21 protein-coding genes and 4 pseudogenes are annotated in these 24,000 nt (G+C 45.8%); 14 read left to right on the forward strand and 11 right to left on the reverse strand.

The features are described 5' to 3' along the window. The first annotated feature begins 4 nt into the window (after nt 1-4). Complete coding sequence (locus ACYF68_RS04540; RefSeq protein ID WP_461045530.1) at nt 5-949, forward strand: ornithine cyclodeaminase family protein; 945 nt, start codon at nt 5-7, stop codon at nt 947-949. Nucleotides 950-1,007: 58 nt separating this feature from the next. Here the strand turns inward: ACYF68_RS04540 and ACYF68_RS04545 are convergent, their stop codons facing one another. From ACYF68_RS04545 to ACYF68_RS04560, 4 genes are all read right to left on the reverse strand, one after another. Next, entirely contained in the window at nt 1,008-2,165 is a 1,158-nt protein-coding gene (locus ACYF68_RS04545) for a cation:proton antiporter (RefSeq protein WP_461045531.1), read from the reverse strand. Between the two features lie 2 nt (nt 2,166-2,167). After that, nucleotides 2,168-2,653 carry a cation:proton antiporter regulatory subunit gene (locus tag ACYF68_RS04550; RefSeq protein WP_344701767.1) on the reverse strand — a complete coding sequence of 162 codons (486 nt, stop codon included), beginning with the start codon at nt 2,651-2,653 and terminating at the stop codon, nt 2,168-2,170. 243 nt (nt 2,654-2,896) lie between these two features. Further along, nucleotides 2,897-4,396 carry an FAD-dependent monooxygenase gene (locus ACYF68_RS04555; protein ID WP_461045532.1) on the reverse strand — a complete coding sequence of 500 codons (1,500 nt, stop codon included), beginning with the start codon at nt 4,394-4,396 and terminating at the stop codon, nt 2,897-2,899. Nucleotides 4,397-4,518: 122 nt separating this feature from the next. Continuing rightward, a complete protein-coding gene (locus tag ACYF68_RS04560; protein WP_461047491.1) occupies nt 4,519-5,358 on the reverse strand; it encodes a YitT family protein in 840 nt (279 codons plus the stop codon). Nucleotides 5,359-5,783: 425 nt separating this feature from the next. Here ACYF68_RS04560 and ACYF68_RS04565 point away from each other — a divergent pair, with 425 nt between their 5' ends. From ACYF68_RS04565 to ACYF68_RS04575, 3 genes are all read left to right on the forward strand, one after another. Next, nucleotides 5,784-7,436 carry a DUF2075 domain-containing protein gene (locus tag ACYF68_RS04565; protein WP_461045533.1) on the forward strand — a complete coding sequence of 551 codons (1,653 nt, stop codon included), beginning with the start codon at nt 5,784-5,786 and terminating at the stop codon, nt 7,434-7,436. Further along, on the forward strand, nt 7,429-7,719 hold the full coding sequence (locus tag ACYF68_RS04570; protein WP_461045534.1) for a nucleotide pyrophosphohydrolase: 291 nt from the start codon (nt 7,429-7,431) through the stop codon (nt 7,717-7,719). Before ACYF68_RS04565 ends, ACYF68_RS04570 begins: the two co-directional genes overlap by 8 nt. Nucleotides 7,720-7,845: 126 nt before the next feature. Further along, the gene (locus ACYF68_RS04575; RefSeq protein ID WP_461045535.1) at nt 7,846-8,196 is read left to right on the forward strand and encodes an ion channel; all 351 of its coding nucleotides are present in this window, start codon (nt 7,846-7,848) and stop codon (nt 8,194-8,196) included. Nucleotides 8,197-8,295: 99 nt separating this feature from the next. Here ACYF68_RS04575 and cls read toward each other — a convergent pair. The 3 genes and pseudogenes from cls to ACYF68_RS04590 form a co-directional block, all read right to left on the reverse strand. Beyond that, nucleotides 8,296-9,776: pseudogene (gene cls, locus ACYF68_RS04580) on the reverse strand (cardiolipin synthase). 236 nt (nt 9,777-10,012) lie between these two features. Then, nucleotides 10,013-11,362 carry a dihydrolipoyl dehydrogenase family protein gene (locus ACYF68_RS04585; protein ID WP_461045536.1) on the reverse strand — a complete coding sequence of 450 codons (1,350 nt, stop codon included), beginning with the start codon at nt 11,360-11,362 and terminating at the stop codon, nt 10,013-10,015. A gap of 95 nt (nt 11,363-11,457) precedes the next feature. Next, on the reverse strand, nt 11,458-11,757 hold the full coding sequence (locus ACYF68_RS04590; RefSeq protein WP_461045537.1) for a hypothetical protein: 300 nt from the start codon (nt 11,755-11,757) through the stop codon (nt 11,458-11,460). A gap of 852 nt (nt 11,758-12,609) precedes the next feature. Here ACYF68_RS04590 and ACYF68_RS04595 point away from each other — a divergent pair. The 3 genes from ACYF68_RS04595 to ACYF68_RS04605 all read left to right on the forward strand — a co-directional run bounded on the left by ACYF68_RS04595 (nt 12,610) and on the right by ACYF68_RS04605 (nt 15,223). Beyond that, entirely contained in the window at nt 12,610-14,748 is a 2,139-nt protein-coding gene (locus ACYF68_RS04595; RefSeq protein WP_461045538.1) for an LTA synthase family protein, read from the forward strand. Nucleotides 14,749-14,842: 94 nt separating this feature from the next. Then, nucleotides 14,843-15,013: a hypothetical protein gene (locus ACYF68_RS04600; RefSeq protein ID WP_344701728.1), complete on the forward strand. Its 171-nt coding sequence runs from the start codon at nt 14,843-14,845 to the stop codon at nt 15,011-15,013. Nucleotides 15,014-15,127: 114 nt separating this feature from the next. Further along, the gene (locus ACYF68_RS04605; RefSeq protein WP_461045539.1) at nt 15,128-15,223 is read left to right on the forward strand and encodes a type I toxin-antitoxin system Fst family toxin; all 96 of its coding nucleotides are present in this window, start codon (nt 15,128-15,130) and stop codon (nt 15,221-15,223) included. A 173-nt stretch (nt 15,224-15,396) separates the two neighbouring features. Here the strand turns inward: ACYF68_RS04605 and ACYF68_RS04610 are convergent. Together ACYF68_RS04610 and ACYF68_RS04615 are read right to left on the reverse strand one after the other, a co-directional pair. Then, nucleotides 15,397-15,866 (reverse strand): annotated as a pseudogene (locus ACYF68_RS04610) (peptide-methionine (S)-S-oxide reductase). Nucleotides 15,867-15,957: 91 nt separating this feature from the next. Then, nucleotides 15,958-16,191 carry a hypothetical protein gene (locus ACYF68_RS04615; RefSeq protein ID WP_461045540.1) on the reverse strand — a complete coding sequence of 78 codons (234 nt, stop codon included), beginning with the start codon at nt 16,189-16,191 and terminating at the stop codon, nt 15,958-15,960. Between the two features lie 137 nt (nt 16,192-16,328). Between ACYF68_RS04615 and ACYF68_RS04620 the strand changes: the two genes are divergently transcribed. Together ACYF68_RS04620 and ACYF68_RS04625 are read left to right on the forward strand one after the other, a co-directional pair. Beyond that, nucleotides 16,329-17,261 (forward strand): sodium/glutamate symporter, encoded by a 933-nt coding sequence (locus ACYF68_RS04620; protein WP_461045541.1) that lies wholly within the window; start codon nt 16,329-16,331, stop codon nt 17,259-17,261. Next, on the forward strand, nt 17,213-17,734 hold the full coding sequence (locus tag ACYF68_RS04625) for a hypothetical protein (RefSeq protein WP_461045542.1): 522 nt from the start codon (nt 17,213-17,215) through the stop codon (nt 17,732-17,734). The genes ACYF68_RS04620 and ACYF68_RS04625 overlap by 49 nt, the downstream gene beginning before the upstream one ends. A gap of 103 nt (nt 17,735-17,837) precedes the next feature. On the opposite strand, the gene ACYF68_RS04630 is transcribed toward ACYF68_RS04625, so the two are convergent. After that, the gene (locus ACYF68_RS04630; RefSeq protein ID WP_461045543.1) at nt 17,838-18,821 is read right to left on the reverse strand and encodes a formamidase; all 984 of its coding nucleotides are present in this window, start codon (nt 18,819-18,821) and stop codon (nt 17,838-17,840) included. A 226-nt stretch (nt 18,822-19,047) separates the two neighbouring features. Next, a pseudogene (locus tag ACYF68_RS04635) lies at nt 19,048-20,171 on the reverse strand (M24 family metallopeptidase). 107 nt (nt 20,172-20,278) lie between these two features. On the opposite strand from ACYF68_RS04635, the pseudogene ACYF68_RS04640 reads away from it, so the two are divergent. From ACYF68_RS04640 to opp3b, 5 genes and pseudogenes are all read left to right on the forward strand, one after another. Continuing rightward, nucleotides 20,279-21,277, forward strand: a pseudogene (locus ACYF68_RS04640) (proline racemase family protein). 60 nt (nt 21,278-21,337) lie between these two features. Next, the gene (locus ACYF68_RS04645) at nt 21,338-22,306 is read left to right on the forward strand and encodes a peptide ABC transporter substrate-binding protein (RefSeq protein WP_461045544.1); all 969 of its coding nucleotides are present in this window, start codon (nt 21,338-21,340) and stop codon (nt 22,304-22,306) included. A gap of 4 nt (nt 22,307-22,310) precedes the next feature. Then, on the forward strand, nt 22,311-22,562 hold the full coding sequence (locus tag ACYF68_RS04650; protein ID WP_461045545.1) for a hypothetical protein: 252 nt from the start codon (nt 22,311-22,313) through the stop codon (nt 22,560-22,562). Continuing rightward, nucleotides 22,559-23,026, forward strand: coding sequence for an ABC transporter substrate-binding protein (locus ACYF68_RS04655; RefSeq protein ID WP_461045546.1), 468 nt, complete (start codon nt 22,559-22,561; stop codon nt 23,024-23,026). The genes ACYF68_RS04650 and ACYF68_RS04655 overlap by 4 nt, the downstream gene beginning before the upstream one ends. A gap of 44 nt (nt 23,027-23,070) precedes the next feature. Continuing rightward, the gene (opp3b, locus tag ACYF68_RS04660) at nt 23,071-24,000 is read left to right on the forward strand and encodes an oligopeptide ABC transporter permease (RefSeq protein WP_380569775.1); all 930 of its coding nucleotides are present in this window, start codon (nt 23,071-23,073) and stop codon (nt 23,998-24,000) included.

Below are 24,000 nucleotides of genomic sequence, written 5' to 3' on the forward strand. Positions count from 1 at the left end.
TATTATGATTACACTTACTGATGAACAGATCCAGAAAGAATATTTGATGAAACATGCGATCGAAGATGTTAAACACGTGCTGCAGGATTTAAGGGATGACGGCATTCTCCAGTCGGTCCGGACTGTGCTGCCGGTCGATGAAGACAGTTCAATGCTTTACATGCCATGCATCAGCCGGGCATCGAAGACTTCCATCATAAAGACAGTGTCCATCTTCCCGACCAATGCCAGCCTGCCGACAACGCAAGGGAACGTCCTTGTGACGGATTTATCGGATGGCCAACATAAAGCGACGATGGATGCATCCTATCTCACGCGCCTGAGGACAGGTGCGATGAGCGCCATCGCAACCGATAAGCTCGCGCGTAAGGATGCTGAAGTGCTCGGTGTCATCGGCACCGGCAATATGGGGTTCGAACAGGTCATCGGTGTGGTTGAGGTGCGCGACATCAAAAGAATCGTACTCTTCAACAGGACAGAGGAAAAAGCGCATCGTTTCGCAGAACAGCTGAAGTCGGCTGGCGTCAAGGCGGAATTTGAAGTGGCGGGTCGTGTTTCAGAAGTTATAGAAAAGGCCGATATCATCAACTGTGCGACCCAGTCGACTGAACCGGTATTTGACGGAGGCAACCTGAAGCCAGGCGTCCATATCAACGGAGTGGGATCATTCAAGCCTTCCATGCGTGAAATGGATAATGAAACAATTCAGCGTGCTGATAAAGTATATGTCGATGACATTGAAGCCATAAAAGAAGAGGCTGGTGAACTGATGCACGCTGTAGAGCAGGGTGTCATCGGATGGGATGACATCCAAGGTTCGCTCGTCGATTACTTTGATGGCCCATACCTCAGAGAATCCGACGAGGAGATCACATTGTATAAATGCGTCGGTGCAGGATACTTTGATCTTGCGGTGGCAAGCGGCGTGATGCGGATGTTCGCAGAATAGCATATTTCCATCTACAACAAAGGACAGTCCTTTTTAGGTCTGTCCTTTGTTTCGTCTATTATGAATTTAATTTGGTTGGTCCAACAATCCGTTTTGCCCATTTTGTGGCATTCTGGAACATGATGACTCCAATCAGAGCGGAAAAGAGTATGAAAATACCGCTGAATGTTTTCAGATCACTTGTCGCCAAAGCAGCGATGATGATCGAAAACTCTCCGCGCTGGGTGAAGGACAGGCCTGCACGCAATGCTTCTTCACGGTTCAATCCGTATTGTCGGCCACCATATATACCGACAACTATTTTGGATGCAATCGACCAAGTCAGGAGGACGAGTAACAGTCCGAGCATTGGTATGCCATTCAAGATATCTATCGTTGTACCAAAGTAAATGAAGAAGACGGGCATGAGCAGATCCCGTAGGTTCCGGATCTGATTCTGCAATACAGAAGATTGCTGCGATTCTGCAAGCATTATTCCGGCCAGGAATGCTCCAAGCACTTCAGACAACCCGAGTGATAGGGCAAGCCCTGCATATAACAGACCCAGCCCGACGACGAACAGGATGAAAAAATCCTCTGATACATAATGATCTATGAAATCTTTCATATTGCTGAATATCACTTTTCCTATCGCGAGGGCGCCAATGATTAAAATAATGATTTTGACGAAGACGAAAATCATTTCTGTCGGCGAGATGCTGCCGCTCAAATACATACTTGCGACGACCGCGACCAGGATAGGGGCGATGATATCTTCAAAAATGAGCACTCCAAGAAGAAAATCGGCGTCATTTTTAATCAGGCGGTTGTTCTTTTCAAGCAATTTTGCAGTGATGGAGGAACTGGTGGCATAAGCCACGCCACCTACCAGCAACGCGCTCGGTAGATCGAGGCCGAACAGCAGTGCAATGGCAGTGGAAACCCCGAAAGATAAAGCCAGGTCGATCAGGCCGGGCTTGTAGATTTTCATGGCAAGATATCTCAACTGTTGAATGGGAAATTCCATGCCGAGCATAAAAAACAGCATGACAATCCCCACTTCAGCGGCAAATTCCATCAAATCCGAATGCTGCATGAAAAGACCGAGGGCAAGGCCCGAAAATAAAAATATGATGACGTCGGGAATTTTGAACTTATGTGCGGCAAATCCACCGACGAACAGCACCATCAGCAGCAGTCCTGTTAAAAACAGTTCGGATACGGTAAAGATATCCATGTCTACTGCCTCACTTTACAAGCATCTTCAAAAGCCTCGATAGGATCATATTCTCCGATGACGAGCAATATATCCTCTTTTTCTATCACAAAATCCTGCTGCGGTTTTGGCGTAATATCATTGTTACGGCTTACTCCGACGATGGATACCCCGTCAGGGACATGATGTTCTGCTTTTTCAATTGTGAGGCCTGCAATGATGGAGCCGGAATTGACCTTCAACCAATCCACCATCATTTGTTTACGTATCAGGCGGAATCGTTCAAAGTCTTCCTGCACCACCGTGTCTTTGTTTACATCCATCATCTTCATGGCGACATCCATCGCTTCATTTGGGGTGAGCGAAAAATTATAGTTGACCTTCCTGTCATTCTCCAAAATATAGAATTCTCTTTTTCCATTGAGATGCAGGATCAGATAAATTTCAAGCCCTTCACTGGAGATCAATGAATATTTCTTTCCGATACCCGGTAGGTTCTGTTCTTTCATTAAACTTTCCTCCTTTATGATTGGCCGGACTGTACAGACATTATACACGAAAATGAGCCATTTGATTGTTTGCCGCTCTGCAGCGCCGCCAGTAATAAGTATGAATGGTGGCGTTTAGAGTGTATCGTATTTGGAATGGCACTTTATGAGTGGGGCATTATAGTCCAGGTACAGGCTATGGAGTACATGCCAATAATCAAAGTTTCAAAGAGGAAGGCATACCAGCATCCTGCCTCTTTTCTTCTAAGCCATCTTCAGTCCGAACCGTGCGATATAGTCTTCAATACTGTCGAGGTCATCAATCGTCGTAGCCACTGCCACATGCCCGTCCGGACGGATCAATAGGACAGCGTTTTTGCGGATGCCCTTCTGTTTCATCGCTTTCGTGTACGGCGTGTGGTGAAGCGGTAGACCGGAGCGATCGGACAGCGCTTTAACTTTGGCGTTCAGGCGTCCGTAGACGTGCAGCTGCCAGTCCACGCTCGCAAGCGGGCTGAAGTTATCACCGTCCGCGAGCCTAATCCACGGGAGCCGATCACCGCCTTGGATACTTCCGCTTCTGCTGGTGCTCAATGGGCTGTCACGATAATGGATCCTAGTTTGGGAAATGATCTTAAAAAGCATCCGGCGCACTGCGGCGAAACGCATCAGTTGCGGAAGAACATAGGGCATGATGATGTTGCGGAACCGTTTTCGGTTGACTGCTTCCTTGAAAACCTTATCCGTCGTTGCAACGAGCTTCCGTGCGAAGGCCATCCGTTCCGGCTCGTAACTATCGAGGACGGCAGCATCCATCCGGCCCTGCACGGTGAAGGTCAGTTTCCATGCCAGATTGAAGGCGTCCCCGATTCCTGTATTCATACCTTGGCCACCTGCTGGACTATGGATATGTGCGGCATCGCCCAAAATGAAGGCACGACCCACCTTGAACGATTCCGCCACGCGGTGATGGACTTTGTAGGATGAGTACCAGTTGATGGTCCCCACTTTGACAGGCAGCACGCTTTCGACATGCGGGATAAGTGGAGTAAAGGTTTCCGGTGGGTCTGGATTCATGAGGTAGGACGGGATGACACCGATCAGACGGACTGTGCCACTTGTACGAATGTTGACGGCAAGGTTGAATTCGCTGCCCTGGAAGCCGGCCGACATCCCTTTGAACGGCTGCGTGTTCTCAACATCCGCAACGAAGAACATCTGGCTGTACGTCCCGCCCGGGAAGTCCAGTCCAAGTTGGTGGCGTACCGTGCTGTGGGCGCCGTCAGCGCCGCATACATACTGGAAAGTTGAAGCCGATCGCTCCCCACAGCTGTCGATGATCGCTTTGACATGATCGCCTTTATCTTTGAACGACACCAGACTGCTCTGCCATTCGATATCGATCCCTTTTGACTCCAAGTATTCAACCAGGATCGACTCATGGACATCTTGGGCGAGGCTCAACAAATAAGGGTAGGGCGTGATACCCCGGCCCATTTCTCCTAGCGGGATGCGGCCCACCTCCTTTTTATCTTTATGGATATGGATGGCATCTTCCACGATGCCTGCGTCTCGCAATCGCTCAGCCAAGCCGAACTGCCGGTAGAATTCGAGCGTTCGTGCATGGACGGCGATCGCCCTGGAAGTCGTGCCGGAAGATACGTTCTGTTCGATGATGCGGAAGGGCACATTGTGCTTCTCGAGACCGACGGCGAGCGCAAGCCCCGTCGGCCCCGCACCGACGATCAATACTGGTGTTGTCATATATCTCACCTCCATTGGATGATGGGTGACAGACTACTATACCCGCTCTCTCGTGCAATCGACCTAAAAAGTTATATAAAAACAGCACCCCGGGGCTAAACCCCAGAGGTGCTGCGTCTATTTTATACGAACGAACTGCCAAGGACACTGTTGACATCATTCACCACGACAAACGCATTTTCATCATATTTCTTGATGAGCCGTTTGAGGCGGGTCAGTTTGTTTTTGTTGATGACGACGTAGAGGATATCGTTCTCCTCGCGGGCATAGAATCCTTTGCCGCTCATCATCGTCACGCCGCGGCCGATTTCACTGTTGATCAGCCTGCCGAGCATTTCGGGATGCTTGGAGATGATGGTGATGGCCTTTTTAGGATTCATCCCTTCTATGATGAAGTCCATCACCTTCACCGCGATATACATGGCCACGATGGTCAACAGTACTTTTTCGACCGGCAGGACCGTCAAGCTGAGCAGGATGACCACGAGGTCAAATGCGAGGACGGCATTTGCGATCTTTACATCCAGATATTTGTGGGCGATCCGGCCCAGTATCGCAGACCCTGCCGTCGTCGCGCCGATCCGTATGACGAGGCCGTTCCCCATCCCGATGAACAGGCCGCCGAAGATGACGTTCAGCATCACTTCATCCGTCTGAAGTGTGATCGGCTCAGTCAACCCGAGGAAGAACGACATCAGGATGACGGCAAATATCGTGTAGTACATCGCCCGTCTTGAAAGGTATCTGAAGCCCACCAGAAGCAGGATGCCATTCAGTACCAAAGTCGAAATGGCCGGCGAAATGTCAAATGCATACAGGAGTATGATGGCCAGGCCCGTGACGCCACCTTCCCCAAGGTTGCCCGAAATCATGAAGGCATTGACGCCTACAGAAAAAAGGAACGAACCGATGATCACAGCAGCGATGTTCAACAACGTCTGCACCGTGAAGACCGGTGACATGAATAACCGCATCTTCTCGAAATTCATTTTCCCCAATTTTTTAAGACCTATCATATTAACCCTCCTTTTGTATGCCACTTGAGTAGCACCGATTCATAATACTAGATAATGATGGCATATTACAACTCTTTTGCTATTAGTCCTAATAAACAGAAATCTATCCACTTGAGCCCACGGCTGGCAAGGGGTTTGGAGGATTATTAAGGTAAGCATTTTCCCAAAAAACGGGGATTTTTAATGCTGTGCAAGGAGAATGGAAGTGCGATGAAATTATATGCAGAGGTAAGCAGTTAAAAGTTCTTAAGATTAACGATAGACTTCAGAAAGTTGTATAATTATAATTTTTCAGCAGATTAATGCTACGATAAAATAGATTTTAATCAATATGGTAAAATATTCTTAACAACCGTATTAGAGGTGTAAATATGAAAGGGTTAGAACTAAAGTCATTCCCATTCGACAACAAAAGCGTAGATACTTTAAAAAGCATGGACTACAACAATTATCCTATTGTCTATATCCTCCATAATAATGACAAAAAGAAGCATGTTTATATTGGGCAGACTGTTCAGATGAGACGAAGAATGAAAGCGCATCTTAAAGATAAAAAGAAAAAAGACATGGACAAAGTTCTTCTGATTGCTCATGAAATGTTTAATCAGTCCGCTACTTATAATATAGAGACAAATCTGATCAACTATTTTATAGCAGATAATAAATATATATTGAAAAATGTGAGTCAGACTACAAATGCGGTGACGCATAATTATTATGATAAACACAAGTATAACGAGGGTATCTTCAGAGAGTTGTGGGAGCGTCTAAGGGCTGATGACCTTGCAGATAATACACTGGAATATTTGCAGAATAAAGATGTCTTTAAGCTCTCTCCTTATAAAGAACTTTCGGAATCACAAGTAGAACTGAAGGAGGAAATACTCGATTTCTGTAAACATCACATCAATACAGATGAACGTTCAGTGTTTCTTGTTAAAGGAGATGCGGGCACAGGAAAGAGTGTGGTTCTGAGTTCAACCTTCAATGCCATCCAAGATTTAAGTAAAGAGAAAGATTCACCACTGAAAAATACAAATAATTTCTTGTTAGTAAATCATAATGAAATGATTAAGACATACGAATCTATCTCTGAGAGTTTACCTAATCTCAAAAAGAAAAACTTTAAGAAACCAACAACCTTTATTAACCAAATGGATAAGACTGGAGAAGTGGCTGATATCACATTTGTCGATGAAGCGCATCTTCTCTTGTCGAGAGAGGATAAATACAATGACTATTCCGGAGAGAACCAATTACGGGACATCAGTTTAAGAAGCAAAGTAACGATTGTAGTCTTCGATGAAAAACAATTCTTGAAACTAAAAAGCCATTGGTCCAGTAATCTCCTTGAAGAAATGACGGAAGGAGCAATAACAAAGCACTATGAACTTACTGATCAATTCAGGATACAGGCGGATCCAGAAGTGGTTGATTGGATAGATGCCTTTGTCGATAAGAAGATCAAGCCATTCCCTGAAAAGACTGGGGATTATGAACTGAAGTTTTTTGACGATGCTACAGAAATGTTCGAAGCTATTCAAGAAAAAGATGAAACATACCAGCTCTCGCGGGTAGTCGCAACTTTTGATTATGAGCATAAGAAAAATGGGGAAGAGTATTATGTAGAGGAGCCTGGATTCAAAGGAGTTTGGAATAGGACTCACTATAAAGAAACTTGGGCAGAACATCCTGAAACGGTAAAAGAAGTAGGATCTATATATACGATACAAGGTTTTGACTTAAACTATGTGGGGGTTATATTGGGGCCATCGGTTTCATATGATGAAGAAAAGGAAGAGTTGAAACTTTTACCCCAAAAATATAAGGACCGAGAAGCTTTCAGAACATCTTCTAAAGCCAAGGTCGAATACAATACAGAAGAAATGAAAGAACAGATTATATTAAATTCCATCAATGTGTTGATGAAGAGAGGCGTCAAAGGGCTTTATGTTTATGCGAGTGATAAGAAGTTGCAATCTGTGTTAAAAAAGAAATACCGAGGAGGAACGGAGAATGGATGAATTGATAGAAGAAATTAATAAATTTAGAGATGAGAGGGATTGGAGAAAATACCATAACCCTAAAGATCTTGCATTGTCCCTTTCACTTGAAGCATCGGAACTTCTTGAAAATTTTCAATGGATGTCTCCAGAAAAAGGCCTCGAGGACAATCGACAGAATATAGAGGAAGAGTTGGCTGATGTATTCATCTATGGTCTGATGATGGCCGATGATATTGGTATTGATATGGAAGACGCCATCTTAAAAAAACTTGAAAAGAATAAAGAAAAATATCCCAAGTGAATTTATGATGTAAAAGAAAAACAGATTATAACTTTTTCGATATAATAATCAATCAATATAAAAGGATAATTTAGAGTATAATTCAACAAGAAACATAAACTTAAATAATGGAGATAATACAAAGATATGATTTCATTCTTTTTAACTGCACTACGCTTATTGAAAGCCATTGGCAAAGCATTCGCTCGTCCGGTGTTTAAATCCTTATTGTTCACGCTATTTCTGATCCTTTTATCCGGAACATTATTTTATACTGGCGTAGAAGGGTGGAACGTGTTGGATGCGATCTATTTTGGAGTGGTGAGCCTGGTTCCGAGTAGTGTAGATATAGGAATGGCACCCGCCACCAACGCCGGAAAGATATTCACCATGATGTACTTGGTCGTGGGGGTTGGCGTAATGGTCAGTATGCTTGGCATGATCGCTAAAGAGGTCATTGACTTTAAACCTGAGAAAAATAAAGGCAACGAGAAATGATTGGATTTCTAAGTATACGAAAGCACCCCTAAAGTTGAGTTCTGGCATTCAACTTCAGGGGTGCTTCTTAATGTTATTGAGTTTTTTATAATCGTACTCCTAAAGAATCGGCGACACAAGCTGCGCGAATCCTTCTTTCACTTTGATCCAATTGCTGCGGGCTTTATATTTTTCTTCAGTGAGCAGAGTGGCATCCTGAATATCAGCTTCGTATATCTCACGGTAATGCTTGGCTTGCTCTTTATCATATATGAAAGCATTGACTTCAAAATTCAAGGAGAAGCTTCTGACATCGACATTCGTTGTGCCGATGCTGAGGACTTCATCATCCACCATAACGATCTTCTGGTGGTTGAAGCCTTTTTCATAGGTGTGCACGATCGCGCCCATTTCGACCAGCGTGCCGGCATTGGAATATGTCGCCCAATAGACGAAGGGATGGTCTGGGAAGCTCGGAATCATAAGGTGGACCTTGACCCCACTTAAAATGGCAATTTTCAATGCTTCAAAGAAGGCTTGATCTGGGATGAAATAGGGTGTTTGGATATATATGGAGTCTTTAGCGCTGTGTATCATTTGCATATACCCATATTTAATCTGCTCCCATTCCTCATCAGGGCCACTGGTGACGATCTGGATTGGTTTTTCGCCGTGGGAGGGTACTTCAGGAAAATAGCGATCTTCATTTTCTATGCGATCTCCGCCAGGCTGCGAATTCCAATCCAGCAGGAAGCGGAGTTGGAGCGATCTGACCGCATTCCCCTGTAGTTTTAAATGCGTATCGCGCAGAAGCCGAACTTCTTATCCCGTCCCAAATATTCATCGCCTACGTTGAATCCACCAACGTATCCGATCTTCCCATCAATCACGACAATCTTTCGGTGGTTCCGATTGTTCACACGTGGATTGATCAATGGAAATATGCTGGAGAAGAATGATTTGGCGTCCCCGCCTTCTTTTTTGAGCGTGCCAAAACTTTTTAGATTAAGGCCACGGGACCCCATGTCATCATAAAGGATTTTGACCGTGACGCCTTCCTTCTGTTTTTCGAGCAGCGCATCATAGAGCGTCTGGCCGATGCCATCCAATTTTAGGATGTAGTACTGGAAGTGGATGTGGTCTGTTGCGTTGCGGATATCTTCAAGCAGGGAATCGAATTTATCCCGTCCGTTTGTAAATGTCTGGATGCTGTTGTTCGTCGTCAGGAAGGACTGGTCGTTATAGAGCATCATGTGGATCATCTGGTGATATTTTTTTGTGGTTGCATTTGGAAACTCGAATGACCCATCTTCCAAGTCTTTCAGCTGATTTTCAACAAGGTGAGACATGCCCAATTTCTCATCTTCTGGAATGGTGAATATGCTTTTTCTGTATATGGTGCGGCCAAACAGCATGTATAGGATGAACCCTATGATGGGCAGGAAGAACAAAATCAACAGCCATGCCCAAAGGCTTTGTGCATTGCGCCGTTCAAGAAAGATGAGGCTGATCGCCAGCAGGATATTTAAAATTATGATGACTGTAGTGATGATGCTGAGTATATAAGTATCAAATATATAATCGAAGAAAAACCAGTCCATTTATCCACCTCGTAATCATTTTGATGTCACTGAAATCCTCTGCGCATTATACCATAATAAACTGTAGAAGAAACTGCATAGTGCATCGAAAGCGATGGCGTCACGTCTCGATCAACTGGAAGGTAAGAAGTGGCTGATTGATCTGCAGAAATAAAACACAAATATCCCCCATCTACAAAAGTATGTGGGGATATTCGCGTCTGGTGATTTATTTATATTGGGGCGGATTCAATTTTTTAAAGCATGGAACCGAGATCAGAAGCAGCAGTCGGGTAGGCATACATCATCTGTTTAAGGTCCTCTGTTTTCAGATTGAACTGAATCGCAGTGGCGAAATGATTGATGAGTTCATCCGCTTCCCGGCTGAGCAGGTGGGCGCCAAGCACCTGATCGGAATCTTCATCGATAATGATTTTGACCATTGCGTACTTTTCATTTGTCCGCTTGTAGGTATACCATTCCGAAGTATCAATTTTATTGACCCTGATGTTGTAGCCTTGTTCTCTGGCCGCTTCTTCCGACAATCCCACTGCCGAGAGTTTTGGCAGTGAAAATACAACGCTTGGCATTACTTCATAGTTTGGTGTGCGCTGATTTCCGCCGAGTAGATTGGCCGCGACGACCTGGGATTCCATGGAAGCAATCGGAGTCAGGGGCAGCCCTTTTGTCGCTGCTGCATCTCCCGCTGCATACACACGGGGGTTGCTGACACTTTGCAGATACTCATTGACGGAGACGCCCTTTTTCTCCCGGTCGACATTTCCTTTTTTAAGATCCAGATCATCGATTTCAGGGACACGGCCTGCGCCATGGACGACGAGGTCACCTTCCAGTTTGAAGGATTCGTCATCTTTTGTGCCTTCGACCGTAAAGGAAGATCCCGCCTTCTCAATGGATTTGACTTCTGTGTTCAAGTGGATTTGAATACCGTTTTCTTCAGAACTTTTCACCAGCAGGTCGACCAGCCCCGGTTCAAATTCCTTAAGTGGTTGCGCCCCACGTTGGATGATGTGCACTTCGGCACCGGCACGGGCTGCGATATGGGCAAACTCGAACGAGATATATCCACCACCGACAAAAATCACTTTTGAAGGCAGTGCATCCAGTTCCAGGAACTCATCGCTATAGGTCAGATGTTCGGTCCCTTCGATTGGCAGCTCGACCGGCTTTGCACCGCTCGCAATCAAAATGTGCTTGCCTGTAAGCTGATCTTCTCCAACTTGAATCGTTTCTTCATCTACAAAGGAAGCCTGTCCGTGGAACGTATGGATGCCTGCCTCATGCAGCTTCTTGACTGTTCCGTCGGGCACCGGTTCTGTGAACGTCCGCTTGAACGCCATCAATTCGGACCAGTTGATGGCCGCACCGGGAGCCACCCCTTTGCCGCTCATTCTTTCCACACCGTCGATCATCTCTGCTGCGCCTACAAGCACTTTTTTAGGGTCGCATCCTCTTAAAGGACAAGTGCCTCCAAACGGTCGTGAATCAATCATGGCAACTTCCCATCCCGCTTCCCTGCATTCCATTGCGGCAGTGGATGCGGCAGAACCTGTACCGACTACAACCAAATCAAAATTTGTTTTCATTTTTAGACAGCTCCTATTCGGTTTAAATGATCTCCTACATATCTTCTCTAAAATCAGGATGTTAAACTTATATGCCTTTCATTTTCATGACGGCATCAGCGTTTCCAATGGTCAAAAAGTGGACCGTTCTGACCGAATACGGGGTCGTAATCGGGGAGTGGGACTTGTGCGATATTGTCGATCGTTTCAGGTCTTTCTTCCGCCTTGCCATAGTTCATATCAAAATCGACATCGCCTGGATAGGCGCCGTAGTTTGCATAATCATTACTCGCATCAATCCGCTTATGCCCGTAGCCTGCCGGCAGGATGATGACGTCGCCTTGCATCGCTTCGACCATCTCGCCTTGTGCGCCACCAAGCTGCAGTGTGGCAGAACCTTCTTTGACCGCAAGCACTTCGTGGGTGTTGCTGTGATAGTGGTGGAAAGGATGGACAGAGCCGAGCCATTCCCCGACCAGTCATTGGAGTTGAGTATGGCTGGGATGTCATCCCCATCCTCAAATACGTTTTTATAGATCAGAAGGGGAAAAGCGGGGTGGTTGGGTATCTTGCCATCGTCCTCGACCTTTATTGGAATGACTTCTATATCATCAGCACGTTTCATCTTCATCCCTCCATATAGTGATTACTATCTTTTTACCGCTTCTGACTGAAACTAACCATTTCTTTAAACGTCCATAAAAAGGAGCAGATTGCTCTGCTCCAATACTTTCTACTATAGGGGAGTCTCCTTTTATTTATCATTCCATTTCGCAATTCTTACTGAACCGGTTGTGTTCCTTAAGGGACGTAATGTCATGCGGCATAACCGAACAATGGAGTAGACCCCTTATAGGAACCGGTTTACTTCATAAAATATTTGTAGATGTCATTGATAATAAACGAGTATTTTTTGCTTAAAAACCACATGTTGTTCTATAATAAAGAGTAATGATAAATTCCGTTAAATATTTGTAAAATTATGACATATTGAGTAAAAAGAATGAAATCACCTATAGAGACTCTACATAAGGGAGAATACTTCGTTGAAGACGATGCAGTAACTGTTCATAGATTGGTGTTGAATGATCGCCACTCTTGATATTAAGACATTTCAACTTAACTTACTGTCCGTCATCAAACCCTCCATGCCATTTGAAGAATCTTTTATATTTTACTCTATCTTAATTCATTATGAATACTCTCTATGGAACCTTTACGGCCCATTAGAGGTTAGGAGATAAGATAGAGAATAGGGAAGTGAAAGCATGTCAAAAATAAAAGAATTATTGAATAGACGCTATGGATATTTCATCCTTTTCCTTTTTTTATTCTGGTTGAAAACATACATGGCTTACTGGATTGAATTCAGTTTAGGTGTATCCGGTATATTCGAAAACATCATATTATTCATCAACCCGGTTGCGACCGGCGTCATATTGTTGTCGATTGCGCTATTTTTCAGTAGCTCACGTTTAAGGAAGTGGGCAATGTTCGTAATATTACTGCTCATGACTCTATTATTATATGTGAACATACTCTATTACAGGGAATTCGCTGATTTCCTGACATTCAATATCGTATCGGGTACCAATAATGTGACCAGCGCCTTATTCACTTCCACATTTGAAATGATGCGGGTCTGGGACGTGTTATATTGGGTCGATCTCATGTTGTTTGGCTATCTATTCTTCTATAAAAAGGAGGCACCGCTCGCCGAAGATAGGAAAGAACAGAAGAGGCGTACCAAAGCCTTCGTTACATTAGTGGGTGTCCTGCTTTTGGCAGGGAACCTGATATTGGCGGAGATCGATCGCCCTCAATTATTGACGCGCACTTTTGACAGGAACTATATCGTCAAATATTTAGGTTTGAATTTCTTTACCGGTTATGATGTGTTCCAAGCATCGCAAAAAAGCCAAATGCGAGTGAGTGCCGACGAGTCAGATTTAGCGAAGGTGTTTAACTTTTCGGCCGAAAATCATGCAGCGCCAAACCCAGAATATTTTGGGGCGGCAGAGGGCCGTAATGTTATTATGATTGGATTGGAAAGTGTGCAGCAGTTTTTAATTGATTACGAGCTGGAAGATGAATATGGTGAAACTCACGAAGTCATGCCATTCCTTTCGAGTCTATATGACAATGAGGCCTCATATAGTTTTGAGAACTTTTTCCATCAGACTGGCCAAGGCAAGTCATCAGACGCTGAAGTTTTAGGGGAGTTGTCATTGTATGGTCTTCCTCAAGGCAGTATGTTTCAATCATTGGGATCCACAAATACATTCCATTCAGCGCCAAATATTCTAGCGCAGCATGGGGGCTACACCTCAGCTGCTTTTCACGGAAACGTCGGCTCTTTTTGGAACAGGACGGATACTTACCAAAGTTTCGGCTATGACTTCTTCTTTGATTCCGAGTTTTATGATGTGTCCGGAGACAGATCAATGGAATATGGCTTGAAAGATAAATTATTTTTCCATGATTCGGTGGAGTATCTTGAACAGTTGCCTCAACCATTCTACTCCAAGTTCCTTACCGTCTCTCATCACTTCCCTTATCCACTGGACGAGGAAAATGTGGAGTTTCCAGCTGCCCAAACCGAGGATGGCACAATCAACAATTATTTCGTTACAGCACATTATGCTGACCAGGCTTTGGAGGAATTTTTCAATTACTTGAAGTCAAGCGGCTTATATGAGGATTCGATCATCGTCATGTATGGTGACCATTATGGTATTTCCGAGATGAGAAACCCGGCATTGGCACCTTTAGTGGGTGAAGATCCGCAGGAGTGGAATCAATACCATGATACTCAAATGCAAAGAGTGCCGTTCATTATGCATGTCCCCGGCGTTGAAAATGGTGAAGTGTTCGACACATACAGTGGTCAGGTGGACATGCTTCCAACCTTAATGCATCTACTCGGCATGAAAACAGATGGCTATCTATTTATGGGACAGGATATTTTATCAGAAGAACACGATAATACCGTCCCACTCAGAGATGGACGTGTGGTGACGCCGGAATATACTTTCTTAGGAGAGGATATCTATGATACAGAGACAGGGGAGGCGCTGCAGGATCAATTAACCGAAGAAGAATTGGAAGAGCTTTATCGCTATAGAGATAATGCGAGAGAAGAATTAAGCCATTCCGACGAAGTTCTGATGAAAGATCTTCTGCGTTTCTATAACCCTGAACCTCTGGATGGATTGAAAGAAATCGATTATTTATACCGTGATCAATTAGAGATCCTCGAAGAGCATCCAGAGAAAGACACGAGCCTGATTGAACAAAATGGTGGGGGATCGAGCATGGAACTATATGAAACAGATGCACCGGAGCTTGAAGGATCAGGAAGTGGTGCACCATATGACGGGTATAATCCACCCAGTCCACCGGAATGAATCAGGTCAAAACTAAATAAGAATATTGGAGATTAAAACACTATATATTTATATTTAAAGGCCCCTTCAGAAAAGTATCTGAAGGGGTTTTTATATGGCATCATCATTTCTCATATCATACGACTCGAACGTTAATGACACGAGTGAAGCATTGGAGTCATTCGTCGAAGCCTATGAAGGGACAGTCATCCTGACTTTGCATGATAAGTATTTTGTGGAAAGGACGGCGGATATCGTGTACCGGACTGAAGAGGGGAAGGCTTAAAATTGTAGATTGGATAGTATCCGGCATCAATAAGGAAAGGGTGTATCTATGATAAAATGATGGCAGTCATCTGGTCCACTTCCGTGCTGTGGCAGCATGGAAGGAGGTGAAGTCATGTACAGCACCCTATTTGAAGTCTTGGTTGCACCTGTCATTACAGGTGTAGCCCTCACGTTGTTCGCCTATTGGCTCGAGAATCGTGATGACTGACCAGATGACGCAGTCAATACACCAAATAAAACCCCAATCTACTGGCATAGATTGGGGGTTCGGTGTTTCATGTACAGCATCCTATTTGTTACTTGTATTATAACACTATTACCTTCGGGAATCCAGTGCAATGGGGAGGAGGGGCAGGGCTCCACTAGTAATGACAGTGGCGCTCATCGGTACTTCATCAATAATTCCTTCGGGATATGGCAATAGTCATCGGGGCATCTATCCAGACGGTCCTGATGCTCCTCTCTACTTCTTACATAGTTGGTGAGGGGGAGGACTTCGACGGCGATTTTCGCGTGATCCTCCCTCTGCTTTATGAAGGCGTTCGCTGCTTCCAGATGCACTGGATCTTCGCTATATAATCCGGTCCGGTATTTTCTGCCGACATCTTCCCCTGACGGTCCACACTGTACGGGTCGATGACCTCGAACAGGTGGCGCATCAATCGATCGACGGAGATGACTGCCGGATCAAATTCTGTCTTCACGCACTCGGCGTAGCCGTCATAGGCGCCTTCGAGTGTGTCGCTCGTGCCGTTGGCCCGCCCGGCCTCTGTCGCTTTGACGCCTGGCAGGGTCTTGATGAAAGCCTGGACGCCCCATAGGCATCCGCCGGCTAAGTATATGGTCTCCATATCAACTGCTCCTTTCAAAAACTTGAACACTTTTCTCAGAAACTCCGGGGTGAGTGGGCTGCCGAATCGAAATAGACGCTCAGCGCTCTTATCAATCTGATCGCGCCACAAATGATGCTGGTGCTCCTCGAGGAGGAGACGGGCTCCAGCTTACTGCTCGATCCTCCTGGTTGTAGCCATGCACCATCTTCTCGAGCAGGTCGAGGACGATGATGGGTTTGAAGTCCACAATGCACTGGTCATATATGGACGTCGGGTTTTCCTCTAGGAAAGCCTCCTCGAAATTTTCAGGGTCGATTTTGCGGTTGTACCGATTATTACTCATATACCCATCCATTTTGTCATTGGTTTCACGTTTCCATAATATCATTGTCGGGAAGAGGAGGATAATAATACCTATTGTTTACAAAAGGTAATATGCGATGATTATACTTTTTTTAGTTTATTGGGAGGAGTGTAAATATGAGTCCGGAACATATCGGATTTGCGCTGCTTTGTCTAGGGATTTTCCTCCTCATCGGAAAATGGATCCGGATGCGCGTGGAATTGATGCAGAATCTTTTCCTCCCGGCGTCCGTCATTGGAGGGTTCGTCGCACTGTTTTTAGGACCAGGAGTACTGGGGCGGATCGCTGGAAACTTTGTCGGGGAGGATTCGTTCTGGACAACCGGGATATTAACTGAAGAAATTATGGAAGTCTGGTCGTCACTTCCAGGTCTTATGATTAATATCGTGTTTGCAACGCTGTTCATCGGCACAGTTTTACCCAATGTTAAGAGAATATGGAATGTCGGTGGGCCACAACTGGCATTCGGCTGGACCTTGGGTTGGGGTCAGTATGTCATTGGTCTGCTGCTGACAATTCTCATATTAGTGCCGTTTTATGATTTGCCGCCGTTTGTCGGTGCGCTTGTTGAAATCGGCTTTGAGGGCGGCCACGGTACAGCGGCCGGCCTACAGGAGACATTCGCAGAACTCGGGTTCCCTGAAGCCTATGACCTCGCTGTCGGGATGGCCACCGTCGGTATTCTGAGTGGGGTAATTTTCGGTATTGTCCTAATCAACTGGGGTGTCCGTCGGAACAAGACGGAAATCATCAGTAATGTAAAAGGAATGTCAGCTACGAAGAAAGCAGGTATCGTTGAGGAGGAAGATCGTGGTTCCGGTCCTGAAAAGACGGTACGCGCCGAATCTATTGAAACACTTACATTTCATTTTGCGATAGTGGGCCTTGCCATCTTTATCGGTTACCTTCTTCTTGAAGGCCTTAAATGGCTGGAAGCTGCCTCATTCGGCTCGAACTTTATGACATATGTCCCGCTGTTCCCGCTGGCGATGTTGGGGGATTGGCTGTTCAATTCTTCGTGGACAAATACGATACAGCCCGTCTTGTAGATAGACAGATGATTACAACTATACAAGGATTTGCCCTTGATATCCTCATCACCAGTGCGATTGCGACTGTTTCCTTGGCTGTGCTGGGTGAGTATCTGGTGCCATTTCTGTTGCTGGCGTTATTCGGCATCGTATGGAATGTCTTCGGATTCTTTGTATTCGGTCCAAGGATGCTGCCGGACTATTGGCTGGAGCGAGCCATCGGTGACTTTGGTCAGTCGACCGGGGTGACAGCCACCGGCCTGATGCTGGTCCGTGTGGCCGACCCCGAGACGGAATCGCCTGCCCTTGAAGGTTTTGGCTACAAGCAGCTGGTCTTTGAACCATTCCTTGGCGGTGGGCTCGTCACTGCGCTATCCGCACCGCTCATCTTCCAGTTCGGCCCGATCCCTTTCCTTATATTTGCTTCAGCCATGCTGCTGATCGGGTTGCTTGCTGGTCTCCTTTATTTCGGGAAGAAGAGGGCGGAATAATCATTGCTTATAAAGAAGTGGTGAATCAAATTACCGAGAAAAGAACCGCTGGTCTAAATGGACCAGTGGTTTTGTTGTGCCGTTGATGGTGTTGTATTGAAACCTACTTCTTCCTTGGTGCAGGGAACCCATAATCCTGACCATCTGTATGGACGATGTCGTCTTCCCAAGGCAATCTGTAAGTACCGTTTTGAAGGTCCGTCATATAAGTGTAGGGCGCGTCGGTGACGCCACCTTCGACCGCAACATAACCGCGGTGGCCCAACTGATACATATTATTTTCCAAAGCCCAATGCGTCCGCGCTTCACGGACCAGGTCCGGCCTGACTTCGCCGGTGATGATCTCATCAGGGCGGTTGCTGCCTTCGACCATCGGCACGCCGTCGAAGTTGACGATCATGCCTTCGCCCATGGAATCGTTCGTTCCATCACTGCCGCACATGGCGACTGAAGCGGTGTAGGCCAAGTTGCAGAAGGCGTTGGATTGGTTGGTGATGCGCCACGAATGGTGGATGGGTGCAGTATAGCCAGCCGTTCTAAGTATGATGTCGGCGCCTTTATAGGCAAGTTCGCGGGTGACTTCAGGGAACATGCCGTCATGGCATATTGCCAGACCGAGTGTGGAACTGTTCGGCCCTTCGCATACAGGCAGGCCGAGGTCACCTGGTTCCCATGGTTCTACAGGCACCCATGGGTGCAGTTTGCGGAAATTCAGTTTGATCTCGCCTTTATCGTCGATGATCAATCCTGTGTTGTAGGGATTGTCGTTGGGGTTATATTCCATGATGGAGAAGCAGCCCCATATTTCGTTTTCCTTGCAGACATCCTTAAACGCCTGGACTTCCGGGCCGTCAATATCGCACATGATCGCGTCGTCCATGCTCATGGACAAACCGTGCAGCATGTATTCCGGGAAGACGACGATATCAGTTGGGGCGGTGAACCGCTTCGCCTTACGCACCATCTCACATACCTTTTCCGTCTGTGCTTTCAAGTCCTCTTTAGTTTCGGTTACAGGCAACTGTAGCTGTACAAGCCCGATTCCCACACCATTTGGTGATTTGTTCAATCCACCTAATCCACTCATCAATTTCCACTCCTTTTGTTCATACTAGTATCAGAATGCATGTAAAATGTTCTATCGCTCCATTATATTTTAAAATTCAGATTATTTAAAGTGATTACATAAACTACTTAATAATGGATGCTGATCGTCTTCACACTAATGGATTAATGGTGGAGTAGATAAAAAACTGTCCGATATTAAAATATATCGGACAGGGGCAGTCAGTTATTTATTTGTTGAGATAGCATTAGATTTTTATCGTCTGCAATTCCGTCGGGAAAGTGGTGAGGACTTCCGCTTCTCCGGCTTCGTTGATGTACACTTCTTCCTCTATGCGGACACCGCCATAGCCGGGGATGTAGATGCCAGGCTCGATGGTGAACAGCATGCCAGGTTTGGCGACATCTTCGTTCAAGTGATGGATGGACGGAGCCTCATGGACTTCGATGCCGAGGCCATGCCCGACGCGGTTATTGAAGTATTCGCCGTAGCCGTGGGACTCGATGACGCTGCGCGCTGCGATGTCGAATTCCTTGAGTGGCACGCCAGCTCTAACGGCGTCAACACCGGCTTCTGTGGCAGCCTTGACGATATTATAGATATCTTTTGCTTGTCGGTCGCTTCGCCGATGATGAAGGTGCGCGTGATGTCCGAGCAGTAGCGGTCATGAGTGATGACACCAAAATCGATGAGCAGGAAATCACCGTTTTCAAGCGTTCTGTCGCCCGGGGTGCCGTGCGGCAGTGCAGCTTTCTCGCCGGCCAGGACCATGGTGGAGAATGATGGGCCGGCAGCGCCATGGACTTTCATCAAGTATTCGAATTGGGCGACGAGCTGGGCTTCAGTCATGCCTGCTTTAATGGTTTTAAGACCTTCTGTGAGCACGGTTTCAATGATGCGCACGGCTTCTTTCATGCCGTCGACATCTTCACGGCTCTTGAATGTCCGCTGCAGATTCAGCACTTCCTGGATATCGGTGAAGCGTGCTTCGGGGAAGACATCTTTCAGTCCATTGTGGTGGGCGACAGTGACGACATTCATCTCGATTCCCATTGTCTTCACGTCACTTTTGATGGTGTCTTTTATGATGGCGAATGGACCTTCTTCATCAGAAATCGGGATGATATGGTCTGCATCCGCAACTTCTGCTGCGTCCTTATCGAGCGCCGGAAGGAAAAGGTGCGTTTCCTTACTTTCTACATCGATGAAGAGCGACATGTAGCGCTCATGGGGATCGGCAAAGAAGCCGGTCATATAATAGATGTTTGACGGATCGGTGATGAGTACGGCATCAACCGCATTTTCTTTAAGATTGGAAATCAGTGCATTTTTTCTGATGTATAATCGATGGTCATAATAGTAGTCCTCCAAAATTTTGATTCTTTCCAGTATATCGAAAAGCAGGCAATGCGTCTAACCGGAAAATAGTGGCACGAAAATTTCTTTATACTCTATAACAAGGAAAAGGAGGGAATGAATTGAACTTCAAAAGAATGATCAATACCATCGACATGCATGTGGCAGGAGAGCCGCTTCGGATCATCATGAGCGGGTTGCCAACCATTAAAGGAGAGACACAGCTGGAACGCCGTGCCTACTGCATGGAAAATCTTGACGGTATCCGAAAGTTTTTGATGAATGAACCAAGGGGCATGAAGGGATGTACGGCTGCATCATTACACCCCCGGCACAGGAAGATTCCGATTTCGGCGTGCTATTCATGCATAACGAGGGATGGAGCACGATGTGCGGGCACGGCATTATTGCGGTCGTCACTGTGATGATCGAGACGGGCGCCTTCGGGACAATTCCGATAAGAGAAGGTTTGTGATAGACAGCCCGGCAGGAAAAGTCATTGCCCATGCGCAATATGACGTGGATGAAGAACTTTTGGTTACATTTGAAAACGTCCCTTCATTCGTCTATCTGGAAGATATCACTCTGATGTTGAGGGGAAGCAGCTGAACGCCGATGTGGTTTTTGGCGGCGCATTTTATGTGTTTCTTAACAACAGTCTTCTAAATTTAACACAAAGACGTAAGAATCTGACTGAATTCAAAAACTGGGGTGCAGCGATCAAAGCGGAAGTCGAGAAAAAATATACCATCCAGCATCCACTCGAGGAAGACTTGAACGGCATCTACGGCGTCATCTTTTCGGAAGAATTGAAAGAACCTGGAACGTGGAAGAACGTCACGATTTTTGCAGATAAGCAAATCGACCGTTCCCCGTGCGGCACGGGCACGAGTGCGAAAGCAGCCCAACTCTTTAATGATTCAACCATCGGGGTGGGGGACGCGTTCATGAACCGGAGCATCACCGGGGGAATTTTCAAAGGGGAAGTGACCGCTGAAACGACTGTCGGCGAATACAGCTCGATCATCGCAAAGATATCCGGAAAAGCGAATATAAGCGGCTTCAACAACTTTGTATTGGAACCGTCCGACACGATGCCTGAAGGGTTTCTGCTGCAGTAGCCTAAGGGCAAAAATTTTTAAGGATATTATTCCGAATATTTAAAAAATGGAGGGTTATAAATGAAAAAATCACGTTTCTTTATGATGGTTCTGCTTGTCATGATGGCCGCACTGCTTACAGCATGTTACGGAGGAAGTGGGGAAGAGTCGGCAAAAGACTCAGGCGGGGACGGAGGAGAATCTGAAGGCACTGCTGATGGCTCCAGTGGCGGAACATTGCATATGGCCACCCCTGGCGAACTGCCGACGGTCCAGACGAACGGTAATCTGGATGGCTTGTCCCAGACAATCATGCTGAACATTTATGAAGGGCTGTTCAGATTGGATCAGGACAATGAGTTGACTGAAGGTATGGCTGAAGATTATGAGATGACGGAAAATGAAGATGGTGGCGTAACCTATACTTTCAATATCAGGGAAGACGCAGTGTGGTCAAATGGTGATCCCGTTACAGCACATGATTTTACATACGCATGGAAACGGGCATTGAATCCGGAAACATTTTCTCCACATGCATACTTGATGGCACCCATAGTCAATGCCAATGAAATCCAGGATCCTGACGATGAGTTGTATGGCAAAGTAGATGAACTCGGTGTGGAAGCGACTGACGATAAAACACTAGTGGTTGAACTCAATAACAACGTCCCGTACTTTTTGGAAGTGCTGACCAATCCAGTCATGTTTCCACAAAATGAAGACTTCATCGCTGAGCAGGGGGATGACTATGGATTGGAACCTGAAAATGTCATCTCCAATGGTCCTTTTTATCTTGATGACTGGAATCATGACCAGGGCTGGGTATTGAGCAAAAATGAAGAGTATTGGGATAGTGATGCGGTTGAACTCGATGCCGTCGACTATAAAGTCGCCAAAGATGCTTCAACTGAAGTGAATCTATATGAAACAGGTGATATTGATGTTGTAAATCTCACTTCTGAATTTGTAGATATGTATGCGGACAGTGAAGAATATACGACAAACATAAATACAGAAGTGTATTTCGTCAGATTCAATTTCCAGAAATGAAGATTTGAATAATGGCAATATCAGAAAGGCATTGGATATGTCCTACGATAAGGCAGAAGCGGCAGATTCGATATTGAAGAATGGTTCGATACCTGCATACTTCCTGGTTCCTGAAAACTTCGTTGAAAATAGTGAAGGGGAAGATTTCAGGGAGAAATATGGTGATTTCAATATGACTGATGTTGAAGAGGCCCAAAAATCTGGAAAAAGGCTTGGAGGAATTGGGGAAAGATTCGGTCACTTCTGGAGTTATTGAGTTATGACGATGACCAAAGAAAATCCATGGCTGAATATATGAAGAACCAATGGGAGAAGAACCTTCCAGGATTAACGGTGAACATAAACCAGCAGCCGAACAAACAGAAGCTTGACTTGGAAAGCCAACAAGATTACGATATGTCATTTTCGGGCTGGAGAAACGATCTGAGCGATCCTGTCGAGTTTTTGAATATCCATTTATCTGATGGGCCTTACAATTGGCAGGACTTTGAGAATGAAGAGTACGACAGCCTTGTCAAAAAGGCACAGACGGATTTTTCCGATCTGGATCAGAGGTTTGCTGACCTGCAGGAAGCAGAACGCATTCTAATCGATCAGGAAACGGCGATTTCCCCAATCTACCAGTCAGCAAACGCCAGGCTCATAAAACCGGAAGTCAATAATTTCACCGCGCACCCGGATAATACATTCTCATTCAAGTGGGTGACCATGGAAAAATAACATTGAATGAAACGATTCTGTGAAGATATCCAGGAGGTGTCCAAGTGGCAAAATATATACTAAGCAGATTAGGGTATATGATTTTCACATTTTTATTGATCGCATCATTGACTTTCTTCCTGATGCAGACATTGCCGGGATCCCCGTTTAATGATGAAAGACTGAGTGAAGCCCAGGAAAGAATATTGAATCAGAGATACGGCTTGGATGAGCCTGTGGCGGTACAGTATTTTAAGTACCTTGGAAATATAATGGTCGGCGAATTGGGCGTCTCATTTCAGTTCGACGGTCGTTCAGTAGCCACCATCATTGGAGAAAGGATAGGAGTATCAGCAATACTCGGGGCCCAGGCGATGGGCCTTGGGCTTGTTGTTGGAGGGCTCCTTGGCATCATTGCTGCGATAAGGCAGAACACACTGGTCGATTACTCGGCGATGATTGCAGCTGTTTTGGGACTATCGATCCCCAACTTTGTCTTTGCCGGCCTTCTCCAGTATTGGATAGGCGTGAGACTCCAATGGCTGCCGGTGGCGTTTTGGGACGGATTTGAATACTCCATCCTGCCGACAATTTCCCTGGCCGCGTTTGTAATGGCGACCATCGCCAGGTATATGCGCTCGGAAATGCTCGAGGTGCTTGGGCAGGATTATATTACGACCGCTCATGCAAAAGGTGTGGATAGATGGAAGGTGATCAGGAAACATGGAATCCGGAATGCAATGATACCAATCATCACCATCATCGGTCCTTTAACTGTGTCACTTATGACAGGCACGCTTGTGGTGGAACGTATTTTCAGCATCCCAGGTCTCGGAGAACAATTTGTAAATTCAATACTGACCAATGATTATCCAGTAATTATGGGAGTTACACTATTTTTCAGTCTCCTGTTCATAGTCGTCATCTTCATCGTCGATATCCTCTACGGCATTATAGATCCGAGAATCCGACTTTCTGGAGGTGGCAAAAATTAG

This window comes from Salinicoccus sp. CNSTN-B1 (assembly GCF_054792835.1).

Bases quoted from the DNA above. Each gene is read 5' to 3' on its own strand.
- ACYF68_RS04540 (WP_461045530.1), top strand. From the start codon at position 5: ATGATTACACTTACTGATGAACAGATCCAGAAAGAATATTTGATGAAA.
- ACYF68_RS04545 (WP_461045531.1), bottom strand. From the start codon at position 2,165: ATGGATATCTTTACCGTATCCGAACTGTTTTTAACAGGACTGCTGCTG.
- ACYF68_RS04550 (WP_344701767.1), bottom strand. From the start codon at position 2,653: ATGAAAGAACAGAACCTACCGGGTATCGGAAAGAAATATTCATTGATC.
- ACYF68_RS04555 (WP_461045532.1), bottom strand. From the start codon at position 4,396: ATGACAACACCAGTATTGATCGTCGGTGCGGGGCCGACGGGGCTTGCG.
- ACYF68_RS04560 (WP_461047491.1), bottom strand. From the start codon at position 5,358: ATGTCACCGGTCTTCACGGTGCAGACGTTGTTGAACATCGCTGCTGTG.
- ACYF68_RS04565 (WP_461045533.1), top strand. From the start codon at position 5,784: ATGAAAGGGTTAGAACTAAAGTCATTCCCATTCGACAACAAAAGCGTA.
- ACYF68_RS04570 (WP_461045534.1), top strand. From the start codon at position 7,429: ATGGATGAATTGATAGAAGAAATTAATAAATTTAGAGATGAGAGGGAT.
- ACYF68_RS04575 (WP_461045535.1), top strand. From the start codon at position 7,846: ATGATTTCATTCTTTTTAACTGCACTACGCTTATTGAAAGCCATTGGC.
- ACYF68_RS04585 (WP_461045536.1), bottom strand. From the start codon at position 11,362: ATGAAAACAAATTTTGATTTGGTTGTAGTCGGTACAGGTTCTGCCGCA.
- ACYF68_RS04595 (WP_461045538.1), top strand. From the start codon at position 12,610: ATGTCAAAAATAAAAGAATTATTGAATAGACGCTATGGATATTTCATC.
- ACYF68_RS04600 (WP_344701728.1), top strand. From the start codon at position 14,843: ATGGCATCATCATTTCTCATATCATACGACTCGAACGTTAATGACACG.
- ACYF68_RS04605 (WP_461045539.1), top strand. From the start codon at position 15,128: ATGTACAGCACCCTATTTGAAGTCTTGGTTGCACCTGTCATTACAGGT.
- ACYF68_RS04615 (WP_461045540.1), bottom strand. From the start codon at position 16,191: ATGAGTAATAATCGGTACAACCGCAAAATCGACCCTGAAAATTTCGAG.
- ACYF68_RS04620 (WP_461045541.1), top strand. From the start codon at position 16,329: ATGAGTCCGGAACATATCGGATTTGCGCTGCTTTGTCTAGGGATTTTC.
- ACYF68_RS04630 (WP_461045543.1), bottom strand. From the start codon at position 18,821: ATGAGTGGATTAGGTGGATTGAACAAATCACCAAATGGTGTGGGAATC.
- ACYF68_RS04645 (WP_461045544.1), top strand. From the start codon at position 21,338: ATGAAAAAATCACGTTTCTTTATGATGGTTCTGCTTGTCATGATGGCC.